Source organism: Micromonospora sp. I033, assembly GCF_053890995.1.
In genome coordinates, this window is sequence record NZ_JBSSLX010000001.1 from 1 (window position 1) to 17,200 (window position 17,200).

11 protein-coding genes are annotated in these 17,200 nt (G+C 72.5%); 5 read left to right on the forward strand and 6 right to left on the reverse strand.

What is annotated here, in order from left to right; all coding sequences use genetic code 11:
- Positions 1-951: chitinase (locus ACW0Q9_RS00005; protein WP_456177377.1), on the forward strand; the 951-nt coding region annotated here is incomplete at its 5' end.
- Positions 952-992: 41 nt separating this feature from the next.
- Here the strand turns inward: ACW0Q9_RS00005 and ACW0Q9_RS00010 are convergent.
- Complete coding sequence (locus tag ACW0Q9_RS00010; RefSeq protein ID WP_456177379.1) at positions 993-1,472, reverse strand: SRPBCC family protein; 480 nt, start codon at positions 1,470-1,472, stop codon at positions 993-995.
- The gene (locus ACW0Q9_RS00015) at positions 1,469-1,792 is read right to left on the reverse strand and encodes an ArsR/SmtB family transcription factor (RefSeq protein ID WP_456177381.1); all 324 of its coding nucleotides are present in this window, start codon (positions 1,790-1,792) and stop codon (positions 1,469-1,471) included. Before ACW0Q9_RS00015 ends, ACW0Q9_RS00010 begins: the two co-directional genes overlap by 4 nt.
- A gap of 332 nt (positions 1,793-2,124) precedes the next feature.
- Between ACW0Q9_RS00015 and ACW0Q9_RS00020 the strand changes: the two genes are divergently transcribed.
- Together ACW0Q9_RS00020 and ACW0Q9_RS00025 are read left to right on the forward strand one after the other, a co-directional pair.
- Positions 2,125-3,609, forward strand: a complete 1,485-nt coding sequence (locus ACW0Q9_RS00020) for an MFS transporter (protein WP_456177383.1) — start codon at positions 2,125-2,127, stop codon at positions 3,607-3,609.
- A 43-nt stretch (positions 3,610-3,652) separates the two neighbouring features.
- Positions 3,653-5,092, forward strand: a complete 1,440-nt coding sequence (locus ACW0Q9_RS00025) for a nitroreductase family protein (RefSeq protein WP_456177385.1) — start codon at positions 3,653-3,655, stop codon at positions 5,090-5,092.
- A gap of 37 nt (positions 5,093-5,129) precedes the next feature.
- Here the strand turns inward: ACW0Q9_RS00025 and ACW0Q9_RS00030 are convergent, their stop codons facing one another.
- Positions 5,130-6,602 carry a M1 family metallopeptidase gene (locus ACW0Q9_RS00030; protein WP_456177387.1) on the reverse strand — a complete coding sequence of 491 codons (1,473 nt, stop codon included), beginning with the start codon at positions 6,600-6,602 and terminating at the stop codon, positions 5,130-5,132.
- A gap of 322 nt (positions 6,603-6,924) precedes the next feature.
- On the opposite strand from ACW0Q9_RS00030, the gene ACW0Q9_RS00035 reads away from it, so the two are divergent.
- Both ACW0Q9_RS00035 and galE read left to right on the forward strand, forming a co-directional pair.
- Positions 6,925-8,748, forward strand: coding sequence for a glycosyltransferase family 2 protein (locus ACW0Q9_RS00035; RefSeq protein WP_456177389.1), 1,824 nt, complete (start codon positions 6,925-6,927; stop codon positions 8,746-8,748).
- Positions 8,749-8,784: 36 nt separating this feature from the next.
- Positions 8,785-9,891: a UDP-glucose 4-epimerase GalE gene (gene galE, locus ACW0Q9_RS00040; protein ID WP_456177390.1), complete on the forward strand. Its 1,107-nt coding sequence runs from the start codon at positions 8,785-8,787 to the stop codon at positions 9,889-9,891.
- A 344-nt stretch (positions 9,892-10,235) separates the two neighbouring features.
- Here the strand turns inward: galE and ACW0Q9_RS00045 are convergent, their stop codons facing one another.
- The 3 genes from ACW0Q9_RS00045 to ACW0Q9_RS00055 all read right to left on the reverse strand — a co-directional run bounded on the left by ACW0Q9_RS00045 (position 10,236) and on the right by ACW0Q9_RS00055 (position 17,122).
- Positions 10,236-11,918, reverse strand: coding sequence for a right-handed parallel beta-helix repeat-containing protein (locus tag ACW0Q9_RS00045; RefSeq protein WP_456177392.1), 1,683 nt, complete (start codon positions 11,916-11,918; stop codon positions 10,236-10,238).
- Positions 11,919-12,219: 301 nt separating this feature from the next.
- Positions 12,220-14,451 carry a carbohydrate-binding protein gene (locus ACW0Q9_RS00050; RefSeq protein ID WP_456177394.1) on the reverse strand — a complete coding sequence of 744 codons (2,232 nt, stop codon included), beginning with the start codon at positions 14,449-14,451 and terminating at the stop codon, positions 12,220-12,222.
- 283 nt (positions 14,452-14,734) lie between these two features.
- Positions 14,735-17,122, reverse strand: a complete 2,388-nt coding sequence (locus ACW0Q9_RS00055) for a PEP/pyruvate-binding domain-containing protein (protein WP_456177396.1) — start codon at positions 17,120-17,122, stop codon at positions 14,735-14,737.
- Positions 17,123-17,200 lie beyond the last annotated feature (78 nt).

Sequence of the window (17,200 nt, forward strand, 5' to 3'; positions counted from 1 at the left end):
TGCGCGCTGAAGTCCCGGCCCGCCGGCAAGGTGCTCCAGGGCTACTGGGAGAACTGGGACGGCGCGGCCAACGGCGTACACCCCGGCATGGGCTGGATCCCGATCACCGACTCCCGGATCACCGCCCACGGCTACAACGTGGTGACCGCCGCCTTCCCGGTGATCCGCTCCGACGGCACCGTGCTCTGGGAGGACGGCATGGACGCCGGCGTGAAGGTGCCCACGCCGGCCGAGGTCTGCCAGGCCAAGGCCGCCGGGCTGACCGTCCTGCTGTCGATCGGCGGCGCGACCGCCGGCATCGACCTCGGCTCCAGCGCGGTGGCCGACCGGTTCGTGGCCACCGTCGTGCCGATCCTCAAGCGCTACAACTTCGACGGCATCGACATCGACATCGAGACCGGGCTGACCGGCAGCGGCAACATCAACCAGCTCTCCACCTCGCAGGCCAACCTGGTGCGGATCATCGACGGGGTGCTGGCCCAGATGCCGGCCGGCTTCGGGCTCACCATGGCCCCGGAGACCGCGTACGTCACCGGGGGCAGCGTCACCTACGGCTCGATCTGGGGCGCGTACCTGCCGATCATCAAGAAGTACGCGGACAACGGCCGGCTCTGGTGGCTGAACATGCAGTACTACAACGGCTCCATGTACGGCTGCGCCGGCGACTCGTACTCCGCCGGGACCGTGCAGGGCTTCGTGGTCCAGACCGACTGCCTCAACACCGGCCTGGTCGTGCAGGGCACCACCATCCGCGTGCCGTACGACAAGCAGGTCCCCGGCCTGCCCGCGCAGACCGGGGCCGGCGGCGGCTACCTGAGCCCGTCGCTGGTGGCGCAGGCGTGGAACACCTACCGGGGCGGCCTGAAGGGGCTCATGACCTGGTCGGTCAACTGGGACGGGTCGAAGGGCTGGACCTTCGGCGACAACGTCAAGGCTCTCCAGGGCCGGTGAGGTCGCGCGGGGCCCCGCAGGCGCGCGGGGCCCCGCGTCACTCACTCCCGGGTGAACAGGGCGGCGTACCGGGCGAGGTACAGCGGCCATCCCTCGTCGTGGCCGACGCCGTCGCTGACCGACTGCCAGCCCGGACCATGCCGGTCGAGGTGGCGGTGCTCCAGCTCCACCCGCGTGCGCTGCGGGGTCTCGGCGACGAACCGGACCTCGACCTCGCTGGTGCTGTCCAGGTCGGTCTCGACCTGCCACCGCGGGCTGATGTCCCAGCTGAACACCACGCGGTTCGGCGGTTCGTAGGCGAGCACGCGCGCCCAGCGGCATTCGCTGCCGTCGACGCCCCGGTCGTAGATGTGACCGCCCACCCTGGGTTCGAACACCGTCTCCGCGATCGCCGCACCGAGCAGGTTGTGCTCCGGCGGCTTGAAGTCACCGAACCGTTCGGTGAACACGGTGAACGCCCGTTCCAGCGGCGCCTCGACGACGATCTCCCGGCGGACGGCCGGGGCTGTTGTCTCGGTCATGGTGTCTCCTCGGTCGGTTGTTCGACGACGTCCTGATAGCTGTCCAGCGCGCGGTGCCAGAACGTGTCCAGCTGGTCCCGCAGCGCGGCCACTCCCGCCGGATTGAGCCGGTAGACCCGGCGGGTGCCGGCCGCCTGGTCGGTGACCAGCCCGGCGTCCTTGAGGACCTTGAGGTGCTGGGACACCGCCGGCCGGCTGATCGGCAGTTCGGCGGCGAGCTCGCCGACCGCACGGGGTCGCTCGGCCAGGCACGCGACGATGGCGCGTCTGGTGGGATCACCCAACGCGTCCCAGCCATCGCCCGTTCGGTAAGTAGCCACGAACGGTACGCTACGACTTACGGAACCATCGGTCAAGCCTCGACGCTGGCAGCGGGCGACCCGCATACCGCGCCATGAGAGGACGCCACTGGGCTAACCTCGGACCGAGGGCGGCGGGTCTCCCCCGACGCCCCGAGCCGCTCTTCGCACGCCCCGCGCCCGCCGCCGACCGGCGGGCCGGTGGCCGGCTCCCCCGCGGCGGTGTCCGCCGACGGTCCGTGTCCACCCAGCCGTCTCGCCACGGCGACCTCTGCGCGCCGTCCCCGCCGCCGCGGCCGGTCGACGCGCGGATCGCCGGGAGGGACGGACCCGGCGCACGTGCGAGGACGCAGATGACGGTTCGACCTCGGGGCCTGCCCCGGCGGTCCGGCGACTTCCGGCTGCTCGTCGCCGGCCAGACGGTCACCCAGCTGGGCACCGATGTCACGGCGATCGCGTTCCCACTGGTCGCCGTGCTGGTCCTGCACGCCACGCCGTGGCAGCTGGGCGTCCTGGTGGCCGTGCAGAACGGCGCGTTCCTCCTGCTCGGGGTGCCGGCCGGCGTCTGGTTGGACCGGCGGCGGCTGCGCCCGGTGCTGATCGCGAGCGATCTCGTCCGGTCCGGCGCGCTGATCACGGTGACCGTGGCCGCCGCGCTGGGCCGGCTCACCCTGCCGCTGCTGATGGCGACGGCCGCCGTCATGGCCACCATGCGGGTGCTGTTCGACATCGGCCACCAGTCCTACCTGCCGAGGCTGCTGAACCGGGCGGACCTGCTGCGCGGCAACTGCACGCTGGAGACCGTCCGCTCCTCCGGGCAGGTCGCCGGCCCCAGCCTCGGCGGCTGGCTCACCCAGCTGGTGGGCGCCACGAACACCCTGCTGGTCGACGCGGTGAGCTTCCTGGTCAGCGCCGCCTGCCTGGCCCGGATCCGGGCCCGCGAGCCGACACCCCGGCAGGTCGCGCGGGTGGGCACCCTCCACCAGGCCCGGGAGGGCCTGGCCTTCGTCCTGCGGAATCCGGTGCTGCGCGCGATCGCGGCCACGAGCGCCCTGGTCAACCTGCTGTTCACCGCCGCCACCGCCCTGATCATCCTGTTCCTGGTCGACACGGTGGGTGTCGCGCCCGGTGTCGTTGGCCTGCTGCTGTCCGCCGCCCCCGCCGCGGCCCTGCTGGGTGCCGTGACGGCGGGTCGGCTCGCCCGTCGTGTCGGCGTGGCCCGCCTCATCTGGCTGTCGGCCGCGGTGAGCAGCCCGTTCAACCTGCTGGTTCCGCTGACCGGCCGCGGCTGGGGCCTGACCCTCTTCGTCGTGGGTCTGCTCGGCAGCGGCATCGGCCAGGTCGTCTACGGCATCGCCCAGACCACCTACCGGCAGGCCACCGTGCCCGCCCGGCTCCAGTGCCGGGTCAACGCCACCATGCGGTTCCTGGTGATGGGCGCGCTGCCGCTCGGTGGCCTGCTCGGCGGCGCCCTCGGGGAGACCGTCGGCGTCCGCTCAACCCTGCTGGTCATCGGCGCCGGCCTCACGCTGGCACCCGTCCCGCTGCTGCTGTCCCCGCTGCGGCACGCCCGCGAGGTGGACGACCTGGCACCGCGGCCGGGCCGGGCGGAACGGGCGGTGGTCGTCCCGTCGGTGCCGGCCCGGACGAGGCGGGCGGCCGCGACGGCCGCCACGCCCGCCGCGGAGCGTCGCCCGCCCGGTCGGGCGGAGGCGGCCGGTCGGGAGACCGGCACCACCTGCCGTGCGCGCGGCCCGGTGCGGCGGGGGCCCGGCACTGCCAGCCATGCCGGGGGAAGACCGGATCGGAGCCGGTCCCCCGGTCGGCGTCGGCCATGATCCGGCCACTGCCGGGACCGCGGAATGCTGGCAGGATGGCCCGGTGGACCTGAACTCCGGCGCCGGGCTGCTGCACCGGCTGACGTCGTACGTGCCGGATCGCGAGTGGGATGTGGCCGCGGACGACCCCCGCATCCGCCACGACCTCGTGCCGAACGATCCGGAGACCCTGCCGCCGCCCATGAAGGACTACCCGGAGGGCCTGCCCGTCCTGGCTCTGCCGCGCGACCTCCCAGATCCCCGCATCCCGGCGACGGCGGTTCTCGCGGGCGTACCAGCTCCGGCGCGGCCGCTCGACGCGGCGCAGCTCGGCCGCGTGCTCTTCCTCGGCGCCGGCGTCGTGCGGACCGCCGACCGCCAGGGTCGCCGCTTCCTCTACCGCGCCTCCGGGTCGGCGGGGGCGCGCTTCCCCCTGGAGGTCTACGCGAGCACCCGCGGTGTCGCCGGGGTGCCGGACGGGGTGCACTGGTACGACGCGGCACGGCACGCGCTCGTCCAGGTCGCCCCGGCCGCCGGCGGGCACGTCACCACGCTCGTGGTGACCGGTGTGCCCTGGCGGACCGGGTGGCGCTACGCCGAGCGCGGGTGGCGGCACCTCTACTGGGATGCCGGGACGCTGCTGTCCCAACTGTCGACGGCGGCCGCGAGCGCCGGCCTGTCACCCCGGCTGCGCTCGCGCTTCCCCGACGCCGCGGTCCGCGACCTCGTCGGCGCGGACGGGGTGCACGAGTACCCGCTGGCCCTGCTGTCCCTCGGCGACGGCGAGCCGGCGGTCACACCCGCCGGGCCGGCCGTGACGGGGTTGTTGCCCCCGGTCGAGCTGCCGCTGTGCACCACCGCCCAGCGCGCCGGCGAGCGGGACGAGATCGGCGCACCCTGGCCGGAGGCGCCGGCGCTGGCCGACGTCCCGCCCTCCGACCCGCTCGACGAGGTCGTGCGCCGGCGCGGTTCGCAGCGGCGCATGGACCGGACCCGGACGCTGCCGCGTCACCTGCTCGAGTGGCCCCTGAGCGCGGCCCTGCGGGGCGTGGCCGTGCCGCACTGGGTCGCCGTCCACGGTGTCGACGACGTGCCACCCGGGCTCTACCGGTGGCCCGACCTCACGGCGCCGCTGCGCGCCGGGAACCTGCGCGACGAGCTGCTCCGGATCTGCCTGGACCAGTCGCTCGCCGCGGACGCGGCGTACGTCGTCATCGCGGCCAGCCCGCTGTCCACACTCGACGACCGCAGCTACCGGGACGCCCAGCTCGCCGCCGGGCTGGTGGAGGGCCGGCTGCACCTGGCCGCGTACGCGCTCGGTGCGGGCGCCTCCGGGATGACCTTCGTCGACTCGGAGGTTCCGGCCCTGCTGTCCGAGCCTCCGGAGCTGGCGACTCTGCTCTTCACCTGCGTGGGCGTCCCGGCGTACCGGAACCGCGCCGGCGGTGGCCCGGGCGACCCGGTCCTGGTCCGGCCGGTCGTGCCCCGTCTCGGGAGTTCCTGACGGCGTGGGTCCGCCGCCGCTGGTCGCGGCGGCGGGCTCACGTGACGGTGATCGGCTTCGGCGTGGTCTTCGAGTCCAGCCAGGTGTTGATGAGCCGGGTGAAGTCGCGCCCGGTCTGCTTGTTGACGAAGGCGATGAACGACGCCCGGTCCTGCTGGGTGTTGCGCTGTTCCTGCACCCAGGCGCGGGCCAGTGCGAAGAACGCCTTGTCGCCCAGCTGCCGGTGGATCTCGTGGAGCATGGCCTCCGGGCAGAGGTAGACGTTGCCCTCGGCGAAGTTCTTCGGGTTGGGCCTGCCGGGCGGGCCGAGCTTCTTGCGCATGGCGGCGTCGGCGTCGCGCAGGTACCGGTCCAGGCTGGCGTCGCTGAGGTGCCGGGTCTCCTTGGTGTACAGGTCCTGGGCGTACTGTGCCCAGCCCTCGTTCAGCCACAGATCGGTCCAGGTGGTGGGGGTGACGGAGTTCCCGAACCACTGGTGGGCGTACTCGTGCAGCAGGTCGCCGCCCCAGCGGTCCCGGCGGGCCCGGGTGTTCTCGATCTTCCGGCCCATCGTGATCATCTGCTGGGTCTCCATGCCGGACGCCGAGTCCACCACGACGACCCCGCCGGAGGGGAACGGGTAGGGACCGAACTTCTTCTCCAGCCAGGCCAGGTACTGGGGGGACTTCTTGAGGTACGGCAGCAGCTTGTCGTCGGCGCCCTTGCGGTACCAGTAGGTGAGCGGGATGCCGCGCGGCCCCTTGGCGGTCAGCTTCTGGTACTTCCCGACCGCGAGCGTGGTCAGGTACGTCGCCACCGGGTCGGCGCTGCGGTAGGTGAACGTGTTCCCGGACTGCCCGGCGGGGGTGCCGCTGGCGATCGCGGACCAGCCCGCCGGGACGGTCACCCGGATGTCGTAGAGGGCCTCGTCGGACGGCTGGTCGTTCGCCGGATACCAGGTGAAGGCACCGAACGGCTCCTGCATCGTCCAGAGGCCGCCCTCCTTGGTGACGGTGAGCCCCAGGTCCTCCACATCCTTGCGGTGCGACGGCATCGGCGTCGTCTTCGGCCGGCCGTGGTACTTCACGACCAGCGTCACCGGTGTGTCGGCGACGACCGGGGCGGTCACGGTGAGCTTCTCCCCGGCGACCGTGCCGGTGACCGTCGCACCGTCCAGCGTCACGCCGTCGACCTGGTAGGGCATGAAGTCGAGGGCGATGCTCCGCGCGTCCTCGGTGGGCCGGATCCGCAGGGTGGCGGTGCCCGTGAGGGTCCTGCTCGACGGCGCCCACTCCAGGGCCAGGTCGTAGTGCAGGACGTCCAGCGCGTCGCTGCCGCGGGCGGGGTAGACCCGGTCGGCCACCGGGGCGGAGCGCCCGGCCTGCCAGGCGGTGTAGTCGACCGCGGGGACGGTCGGGCTCGGCGCGGTCGTGGGGGCGGACGGGCCGGCGGCCGGGGCGGCCGGATCGCTGGTGCACGCGGTGACGAGCAGCGGTGCGAGAAGCAGGATCAGCGGTACGTGGCGACGCATCAGCGCACCATACGGCAGAGATCCACTTCCTTGGGGGCACGCTCCTCGTTCCCGGCGGTCGCACACCTCCCCCGATGGTGTCCCATACGTCCCGGACTCGGGCTTTTGCTGGTTTGGTCCCGTTAGCATCGCCCTAGTCGGTTTCGAGCTGACCGAGAAATCCTCCCGCCTGACACAACGGGAACCACTGAGCGCCACTTCATCGATAGTGATCGATATAGATACGGGGACCGCAGGTGCACGTGCAGACTTCGGGGAATCGACGAGCCGGGGGGCCGAGACCACCGGAGATCTGGGCCGGGCCGCGGGCAGGGACCGCGGCATGAGCGCGCCGACCCTGCCAGCACCGGCGGCACTCGACACCGAGATCCGGCAGCTCTCGGGCGGCAACGTCCTCCGCGCCGGGCCCGGTGGACCGACCCTCGCACCCTTCCGGCGCCGGCGCGCCACCAGGGCGTCCACCTTCGTCCCGGCCCTGCGCCGGCGCGACCGGGTGGCCGTCGCCGCCCTGACCACCGGCTGGGCGATCGCCTTCGCGGCCTTCTGGGTGTGGTGGTGGCAACCCGCGCACCGCGTCGGCTGGGCGGGGCTGGCCCTGAACAGTCTGCTTCTGCTGTACCTGACCGGGCTGCCCGCCTACTACCTCCTCGCCGTCTCGCGATTCCGGCGGATCAACCCCGCACTCCGGGTGCCACGGCTGCGCGTGGCCTTCGTGGTGACCCGCGCGCCGTCGGAGCCCTGGTCGCTCGCTCACCGCACCCTCACCGCGATGCTGGCCCAGCGGTACCCGTACCCGTACGACGTCTGGCTCTGCGACGAGGACCCCTCCGAGCAGGCTCTGGAATGGTGCGCCGCGAACGGGGTTCGGGTGTCCAGTCGACGTGGCGTCGCCGCCTACCACCGGGCCACCTGGCCCCGCCGTACCCGCTGCAAGGAAGGCAACCTCGCCTACTTCTACGACCACTGGGGTTACCGGGACTACGACCTGGTCGCCCAGCTCGACTGCGACCATGTGCCCGAACCAACCTACCTCGCCGCGATCACGCGACCGTTCGCCGATCCCGCCATCGGCTACGTCGCCGCACCGAGCGTCTGCGACGCCAACAGCGCGAACTCCTGGGCGGCGCGCGGACGGCTGCACCGCGAGGCCACCTTTCACGGTCCGGTCCAGCTGGGCCACAACCGCGGCCTCGCCCCCCTGTGCATCGGCTCGCACTACGCCGTACGCACGAAGGCGCTGCGCGACATCGGCGGTCTCGGCCCCGAACTCGCCGAGGACTTCTCCACGACGTTCCTGCTCACCTCCGCCGGCTGGCAGGGCGCCTTCGCCATCGACGCCGAGGCGCACGGCGACGGCCCGCTCACGGTCGCCGACATGCTGACCCAGGAGTTCCAGTGGTCGCGCAGCCTCACCACGCTGCGGTACGACCTCGCGCCGGATCACCTGCGGCGGATGGGCGCCACGCTGCGGCTGCGCTTCGCGTTCCAGCTGTCCTACTACCCCCTGCTGGCGATCGCGACCGTCGTCGGTCTCGCCCTGCCCCCGTTCGCCGCGGTCACCGGGCTGCCGTGGGTCAACGTCAACTATGTGGAGTTCCTGCTCCACCTCGCCGCGGTGTCGCTGTGGCTGCCCCTGCTGACCCTGCTGCTCCGCCGGCGAGGGCTGCTACGCCCCCGGACCGTGCCCGTCCTGAGCTGGGAGGGGATGCTGTTCGCCCTGACCCGCTGGCCGTACGTCGTGTGGGGCGTCGTGGCCGCGACGCGGCTGAACGCACGGCCGCGGCAGGTCTCGTTCAAGGTCACCCCCAAGGCGCGCACCGGCCTGGAGCCACTCCCCACCCGACTCGTCCTGCCCTATGCGGCGATCACCGTGGTGCTGTCCGCTGCCGCCCTGCTCGGCGAGCGGTCGACACACACGCCGGGCTACGTGTTCCTCTGCATTCTCGGCGCCTTCTGCTACGCGACGGCGGGCCTCGCCGTACCGGCACTGCATGTGGTGGAGGCGGCCCGGGCCGCCGGGCTGCGCGTGCGGTCAGCCGTGCCGACCGCCGCCGTACCCCTGCTCGTCGGCGTGGTGGCGCTCCTCCCGCTCGCGGCGGCCATCGCCGGCTACCCCGACCCCACGGTGCTGCTTCACCACCGATGACCCCGATTCGCGTGCACGCACCGGAAGGAGATTCCCATGTCTGGTCCGAAGACCGTCCTGGTGACCGGCGGCGCCGGCTTCATCGGGAGCCACACCTGCGTCGAGTTGCTCGAGCACGGCTACGAGGTGTGCATCGTCGACAACTACGCCAACAGCTCACGAGCGGCGCCGACCCGGGTGGAGAAGGTGGCGGGCCGTCCCCTGCTGAACGTCTACGAGGCCGACGTCCGTGATCATCAGGCGCTCTCGGCCATCTTCGCGGCGAACGCCATCGACGCGGTCGTCCACTTCGCCGGGAGGAAGGCCGTCGGCGAGTCGGTATGGATTCCCGTCGACTACTACGACACGAACGTCGGTGGCACGACGAGCCTGCTGCGGAGCATGCGGGAGCACGGCGTGCACCGCCTGGTGTTCTCCTCGTCGTGTTCCGTCTACGGGGAGGCGGCCCGGATCCCGATCGACGAGCAGGCCCCGCCCCGGCCGACGAACCCGTACGCCAGGTCGAAGTGGATGTGCGAGCAGATCATCGCCGACGCCTGCCGGCAGCACCCGGAGCTGGCGGCCTATGCGCTGCGGTACTTCAACCCCGTCGGCGCACATCCCAGCGGGTTGCTCGGCGAGGACCCCCGCGGCGTCCCGCAGAACGTGATGCCGTATCTGATGCAGGTGGCGGTCGGCCGGCTCGACCGGCTGAGCATCTTCGGCCGCGACTACGCCACCGTGGACGGGACGGCCGTGCGCGACTACATCCACGTCATGGACGTCGCGCAGGCGCACCGCATCGCCCTGGAGCGTCTCGACGAGGTGACCGGCATGGACACCTGCAATCTCGGCACCGGCGTGGGGACGTCGGTCCTGGAGCTCGTAGGGGCGGTCAGCGCGGCCTGCGGGCGGCCCCTGCCGTACGAGGTCGTCGAACGGCGGCAGGGCGATGTCGCCACCCTGGTTGCCGACCCCGGCGCGGCGGCCCGGAAGTGGGGCTGGCGCACGACCCGGGACCTCGCCACGATGTGCCGCGACGCGTGGCGCTTCCAGCTGCTGAATCCCGCCGGATTCGACGACGACCTGACGGGGCGGGCCGCCATCCCGGCGGCGCGGTCGCTCGACGCGCCGGACCCGACGACCAGGAGCCTGGCCAACTAGGCCGGGTCGTCACCCGCCCTGGCACGGACCGACACGGCCTGGCCGCCGGACGTCGACGCCCGGGACGCCGGTGCGGCGAGCTCGGCCAGGTGCCGCAGCGAGTTGGGCAGGTGCTCGGGTCCATCCGGAAGACCTGCCCCGCCGCGGTCAGCGGGGCCCGGTCGACCGCTTCCTGAACCCAGCCGGTGCCGTCGATCGCGGAATGGGTCGTCGGGTCGGCCAGCACCGCGAACACCCTCGCGGCGGGCGCGGCGACGGTCAGGGTGGCGCGTTCCCACTGTGCAGACGACGCGGCGAGGCGGAAGTCACCGGTCGTGGGGTGGTGCCACCGCGGGCGCCGGCGACTAGGGGGCGGGTTGGATGGCCCCGACCGTGCCCGCTCCGACGAGCGGCCGGCCCAGGAAGTCCACCGGTCCCGGATCGACGTCGAAACGCGACCGGAGATCGAGGGCGCGGCCCGCCAGCGGCGAATCGCCGCGCGGTGTGAGCGCCTCCGCCCGTTGCGCCGCTGAGCCGGAGCGACCGGCCGACACGAAACGCGGGTCCGCGCTCGATCCGCGCACCCTCGCCCCGAGACGTTCCTGCCCCGTCGCCGCCGCCCACGCGTCCAGATCGGCATAGGACGCGCCGGCCCACGAAACGGCCCAGGTTCCCGACTCGGCGAAGAAGTTGTTGCCCTGCATCAGGACGTCGGCCGTGGAGAAATCGTCGGCCCGCACCAGGTCGGTGCCGCCCGAGACGATCAGGTTGTTGCGCAGGACGACGTCGGACAGGCCCTCGAAGAACCTCTGCAGGCGGACGGCCGCGGCAGCCGGGCCCGTCGCCTCCATCACCACGGTGTTGTGGTAGACCTCGGCGTCGTTGACCGACCCGGCCAGGTGGATGCCTGCGTACTCGGACAGCTTGCGGGCGTCGTTGATGCTGACGTTGAACCGGACGACGTTGTCGGTGTGCGCGGCGTTGGGCTGGCCGCTGTAGAGCAGGTACCCGGCGCCGTCGTTCTCGTAGGACAGGTTGTACTGCAGCACCGACGAGGACACGTTCTGGTCCATGTCGAAGCCGCCGCCGTCCTTCTGGCCGCCCGTGTGGTTGCGGTAGGAGACGTTGCGCTCCATGACCACAGCGGTCGAATCCCAGGTCCAGATGCCGACCGGCCCCTCGGGCGCCGAGGCCGACCATCCGTTGTCGTGCGCGCTGGACCGCTCGATGCGCCCGCCGCGCACACTGCCGAGCGCGATTCCGCTCCCCGTGTGGCTGAAGTGATTGTTCGGATCTCCCGGGTTGTGGTGCACCTCGACCTCCGAGACGACGACGTCCTCGTGCGCGTAGCGCGGCGCCGAGGCGTCGAAGCGAGGCCCGAAGCTGATCAGCCCGTTCTCGGTGTTGCCGTGCAGGTTGGCGGCACGGATCCGCACGTTACGGAAGCCGGTGGAATGCGGGCCGGCGCCGATCTGGATCCCGTTCTTGAATCCGCTCACCTCGACCCCGGAGATGTCCACGTGGTCGAGCCTGCGGCCGTCGGTCAGGTCCGAGTAGAACTCGATCCCGCCGGTGGCCCTGCTGCCCGCGCCGCCCCCGACGATCACCAGGTCGCGAATCTCGACGCCGGCCGTGTTGTGCACCCTGATCCCCGCGCCGTCGGAGGCCACGATCGTGGCGCGGCCGGCGCCGTAGGTGTCGACGACGACCGGATGCGCCGCGTCACCCGCGTCCTCGCGCCCGAAGGTCAGGCTCCCACGAAAGCGCGCGCCCCCTTCCAGCAGGAGCTTGTCTCCCGGCTTGAAGGCGAAGGCGGCGGCCTTGTCCAGCGAGCGCCACGCCGTGGCGGGCGACGAGCCGTCCCGGGCGTCGTCCCCGGTCGGGCTGACGTGATAAGTGGTGATCACGGGCGGCGCGGCCACCGGCTTCGATCTCAGCTCGAAGACATGCGCGAGCACGGGGAGAAGAATGGCCAGCGGCAGCACCAGCGCCGCGACGATTCGCCGGCGCGAACGCCGGGTCGCCGGCGGGCCGGCCACCTCCGCCACCAGATCCGCCTCGCTCTGTTGCTCGCTCGTACCGGCTGTCAAGGACCCCTACCGCCCTCCGGGGCACACTGCCCAACATCCCTTTTACGCACTTTAGGCCAGTTTCGAGGGCGACCGGCCGGCATCCGCCGGACCCGGTGCGGGCCGGCAGGTCAGTGACGGGATGTGGTGGGAAAAGCCGCGCACGGGGCCGGTACACGGCCGCGCCGGCACCGTCCACGGCCGCTCCCCGTGGCGGCGTTCGCGGCGAGGCCGAGACCGGAGGACTCGACCTCGCCGCGGCAACGGCGGGAGGGCCGACCTACGAGCTGAGCCGGAAGTAGTCGAGGTTGAACCCGCCCGTCTCGCAGTACACCGTGACCAGCTGGTCGCCCGCCGGGAGGGCCACCGGCACGTGCACCGACTGGTAGGTTCCCCAGCCGCCCGTGTCCGGCACCGACGCGGTGGCCAGCACCCGGCCGCTCGCGTCGCGGAACGACACCGCGTTCGCGGCGGCGGCACCCGTGCCGTTGGCGACCCGCAGCTCAAGGTCGTACGTCCCGGCCTGCGCGACGTCGACGCGGTACGTCACCCAGTTGCCGGCGGCCGTCCAGCCGATGTTCCGGCCGCCGCTGGCGGCCGGGTTGTTCTCGACGAAGCAGCAGCCGCCTTCGTCCCAGCCGTGCTGCTCGGCGTACGACTCGGCCTCCACCCGGGCACCGATGGGCGCGCCGCGCGGCCGCACCGTCAGGTGCACGGTCACCTCGTCATGGGCCCGGCCGTCGGTGACCACGAACGTCAGGTCCCGCTCACCGGCCACCGTGGGGTGGATCGTCACGAGCCCGGTGGTGCCGTCGACGCCGACGCCGTCGGGCAGGTCGGTGGCGTAGAAGGCGAGCTTGTCGCCGTCGGCGTCGGTCGCCGTGAGCGGCACCTGGACGGTGCGGTACTGGTCGGCGACCACGTCGGCCACGTTGCCCAGCGCCGGAGCGTGATTGCCCTTCGCCCTGGGCAGCTCGCCCTTCCACCGGAACGTGGCGAACGACTGCGCCGGCACGGTCGCCACGAAGGACTGACCGGCGAGCACCACGCGGACCCTGGCGTCGGCGGCGTTGCTGTTGCGGAGGACGGCGACGAAGTCGTTGCCCCTGCCCCGGTAGACCACGTTGCTGACGCCGTTCGCCGGGGCGCTCGACTCCACGCGTACGTCGTCCGGGCCGAGGTAGCGCGCGAACTGCCCCAACTGGTACAGCTCGTCGCGGACGGTGAAGTCGCGGGTCGTGGTGTTGACCGTGACCAGGCGGTTGGGCCACTTCGTGGTCCGGCCGACCTCCGCCCAGTCGATGTTGTTGTCGCGCGCGGGCGTCCAGTGCAGCGTCCCGCCGTCCTGGTCGGTGGTCTGCGCCCACATGATGTACGAGCTGGCGTCCAGGCGGAAGTAGCTCAGCAGGTCGTCCGGGGAGACGCTGCCGGTCTCGGTCATCTCGACGGGCTTGCCGTACTGCTCGTACGCGTCGCGCATGACTGTCGGGTCGCCCCAGTAGGGATGGAAGGCGATGGCGTCGGCGGCCGCCCGGACCTGGGCTCCGGTCACCGAGCCGTCCGGTGCGTCTTCGAAGATGCGGTAGTAGTTCTTCGTCTCGGTGCTGTTCGGGTCCCGCCAGTCCCAGAAGTTGAAGTCGTGCACGAAGAGCTGGGTGCCGAGCCGGGCCGCGGCCAGTTCGCGCTTGATCGCGACGGCCAGCTTCTGCTGCTGCTCCACGCTGATGTCCATCGCCGGGTAGACGACGTCCATGCCGGGCTCGTTCAGCAGCGTCAGCGCGTCGATCGTGATGCCGTGCCGGGCGTACGCCTGGACGAACCTCACGTAGTAGCGGGCGAACACGTCGATGCAGTCGTCGCGCAGCTTGCCGACCTGGTAGTAGCTGGTCGTGCTGCCCGGCCGGAGGGCGACCTCGCCGGTGAACCGGTTGTTCGTCTTCATCCAGGCCGGGGCGCTCCACGCGGAGGCGAAGAACGTGGCCCTCGGGTTGTGGCGCTGGATCAGCTTGATGGTGTCGATGATGTGCAGGTCGACGTCGCGCTGGATGGAGAAGTGGCGCAGGTCGAAGTCCTCGGTGACGCCCGGGGGCAGCTCGTCGTAGGACCAGAAGGGCAGGTGCTCGATGAGGTCGGGGCTGCCGATCGTCACGCGGAACCGGTCGAGGCCCGCCCCGGTCTTCGGGTCGACGAGCAGCCGGATGGCCTCCTCCCGCTTCGCCGGGTCGAGCTTCCACAGGTTGGAGACGCTCGTCTCGTCGATGGAGAAGCCGACGCCGCGGTAGTGCTGACGCGGCCGGCTGGGGTCGGCCACCACGGTGGCGTCCACGGGCCCGCCCTGGTCACGGCCCACGCGGCTGGTGGGCAACGGCTGCCACCGGTGCTCGGCGCCGGTCGAGTACGTCCCGGTCACGACGGAGCCACGGTCGGCCGTCGCCGGCGACGCGGGCGCGGCGGCGAGCACGGTGACGGCAGCCGAGGCGACGGCGAGTGCCGCGGTGATGGATTGCCTCACGGCGCCTCCAGATTGTCAGAGGGAGTGTCCTCACCGCGGCAGGCGCCGTCCGCGGTGGCGAGTGGAGGGTGGTGCTCCGTATCGGAGACCCGTGCGGGGATGATCAGCTCCCGCTGTCGGAGCCTAGCTTTCGATGATGATTAATTTCAAGGCCTGAAATAACCAGCCCGCAGCGCGGTCGGACGCACCGCCGGCAGCAGGACGGCGCACCCGACCCCGCAGGGCGACCCACAGTGGAGGCCGCGCCGAAAACGAGGCGGCGCGCGCCGACGGCGTTGCCGGGTCAGCCCATGGTCACGGTCCCGGCGGCGGCGTCCACCGTGATGATGTCGCCGGTGCGGATCGCCTGGGTGGCGCCGGGAACGCAGATCACGGCCGGGATCCCGTACTCGCGGGCGACCGTCGGGCCGTGCGCCATGACGGCGCCGGTCTCGGTGACCAGCCCGGCGGCGGTGAGGAACAGCGGCGTCCAGCCGGGGTCGGTGGTGGGCGCGACGAGGATCTCGCCGGGTTCGAGGTGGGCGGTGGCCGGGTCGAGGACCACCCGCGCGGGCCCGGTCGCCACCCCGGCCGCGGCGCCCACGCCACGCAGCGCGCCGGCGCCGCCGGCCGGCGCGGGCAGGACGGCCTCGAGGTCGGTGCCGTCGGAGAGTACGGCCACCGGCACCGTCCGGCGCCTCAGCTCCCGCTGGTGCGCCGCACGGCGGGCGGTGACGGTCGACCGGTGGTCGGCGCCGTGGTGTACGGCCGTCGCCACCTCGTCCAGGGTCAGGAACATGATGTCGTCCGGCTGCCCCAGCAGGCCTCCCTCGGTCAGCTCGGAGCCGATGAGCAGCAGTTGGCGCCGCATCTCGCGGAGTCGGTACAGGCCGCCGAACTTGCCGGCCTCGCGCAGGCCGGCCAGCGCTCGGGCCCGGCGCAGCAGGAACCCGGCGAGGCGGCCGCGGACGGGTCGCCGGCGACGAGCCCGCGCGACGAGGTCGGCCAGGGTGGCCTCCGCGGTGGCCGCGGCGCGGGCGAAGCGCCGGTCGGGCGCCTGCTCGGGGTCGGTGAGCCGCAGGTAATTGGCGATCATGGCGAAGACCGGCGCGGGATCCTCGTCCCAGCGCGGCAGCCCGAGGTCGACCTCGGCGACGGCCCGGTGGCCGTACCGGTCGAGGAACGCGCCCAGCCCGATGTCCGGCAACGTCCCGCGCAGGTACCGGTGGGCGAGGTCCCGCGGCGGGGTGGTGAGCAACAGGTCGCGGTGGGGCCGGGCGCGGTCGGCGAGCCGCCAGAGCGCGAGATCCATCTCGATGGTGACGTTGTGCGGCATCCCGCCCAGCACGGTGTTGATCTCGTCGCGGCTGGCCACACCCGCGAGCAGGTGGGCCGGCACCGTCGCCGCCAGCATGCCGGCGACGATCGGCCAGACGATGTCGTCCGGGCTCGCCGTCGAGTCCTGCGCCTGGAGGAACCGCAGCCGGTCGGCGGCGGTGCTGAGCGTGGGCGGGGCGGTCGACTCCGCCGCGAGCCGGTCGATCGCCTGGAACAGCCGGGTCCGCGCGGCCTCCGGCCGGGCCAGCGCCCGGGTGACTCCGGCCAGCCCGCGGAGGGCCGTCCGTGCGCTCGGGCCGCCGGCCCGGGAGCGTCGATCGCCCGGCCGCGGCGCGAAGCGGGGGTCGGCGAGCACCTGCTCCATCACCGCCTGCGCCCGCGGACCGAAGTCCACCGCCATCAGCTTGACCAGGCGCTTGCGGGCGGACGGGTCGCGCGCCAGGTCGGTCAGGTCGCCGTAGAGCCGGCCGCCGATGTCGGTGACCTCGACGGTCAGCCCGAAGCTGGCCAGCATCCCCGCGACAAGTGCTTTCAGGGTGGACATGCCCATCGGGGTGGCCGGCCGCAGCATGCCCTGCACGTGACCGAACTCCAGGTAGACGCGGGGCTCGGGGTCGTCGGTGGCCGGCGGGAGGGGGAACAGCGTGGTGATCGGCCGCGACTGGAGCAGCCACAGGGCGCCCTCCCGGTCGTACGCCCACTCCACGTCCTGGGGGCCGCCGAGGTGGCGCTGGAGCCGCTCCCCCGTCCGGCGCAGCTCCTCGAGCTGGGTGGCGGTCAGGAGGCCCCGCTCGGGAGGCGTCGAGCCGTCGAGGACGTACCGGTCGACGTCGCCGGTGCCGTCCACCACCGCCGTGCCGAGGCCGGCGGCGGCCTCCACCACCATCTCCGTCCGGCAGCCGGTGACCGGGTTCGCCGTGAACAGCACCCCGGCGACCGCCGGATCGACCATCCGCTGCACCACGACCGCCATCCGCACCGTCTCGTGGTCGATGTCGTGGGCCTCCCGGTAGGCGACCGCCCGCGCGGCGTGCAACGAGTGCCAGCACTTCTCGATGGCCGACAGCACATCGGCGACGCCGCTGACGTCGAGGACCGTGTCCTGCATCCCGGCGAAGCTGGCGTCCGGAAGGTCTTCGGCGGTCGCGCTGGAGCGCACCGCGACCGGGCCGCCGCCGAGCCGCTGGTACGCCGCCGCGATCTCGGCCTCCGGCAGCACCCCCGCCCGATGGGCGGTGGTGGTGACGCAGAAGCCCTCCGGCACCCGCTCGCCGAGCCGGATCAGCTCAGCCAGCCCTGCCGCCTTGCCGCCGACGAGGTCGATCGGGCCGCCGGTCACCTCGGACAACGCCATCACGCGCATGGGACCTCTTTACATTACGACTGCATTGTTAACCACCGTACGCGCTTGGCAATGCAAGTGCAACGTCAA

What these genes read in the sequence shown, in the direction of transcription:
- ACW0Q9_RS00010 (WP_456177379.1), bottom strand. Translation starts at nt 1,472, where the DNA reads ATGACCGAGACAACAGCCCCGGCCGTCCGCCGGGAGATCGTCGTCGAG.
- ACW0Q9_RS00020 (WP_456177383.1), top strand. Translation starts at nt 2,125, where the DNA reads ATGACGGTTCGACCTCGGGGCCTGCCCCGGCGGTCCGGCGACTTCCGG.
- ACW0Q9_RS00030 (WP_456177387.1), bottom strand. Translation starts at nt 6,602, where the DNA reads ATGCGTCGCCACGTACCGCTGATCCTGCTTCTCGCACCGCTGCTCGTC.
- ACW0Q9_RS00035 (WP_456177389.1), top strand. Translation starts at nt 6,925, where the DNA reads ATGAGCGCGCCGACCCTGCCAGCACCGGCGGCACTCGACACCGAGATC.
- galE (WP_456177390.1), top strand. Translation starts at nt 8,785, where the DNA reads ATGTCTGGTCCGAAGACCGTCCTGGTGACCGGCGGCGCCGGCTTCATC.
- ACW0Q9_RS00055 (WP_456177396.1), bottom strand. Translation starts at nt 17,122, where the DNA reads ATGGCGTTGTCCGAGGTGACCGGCGGCCCGATCGACCTCGTCGGCGGC.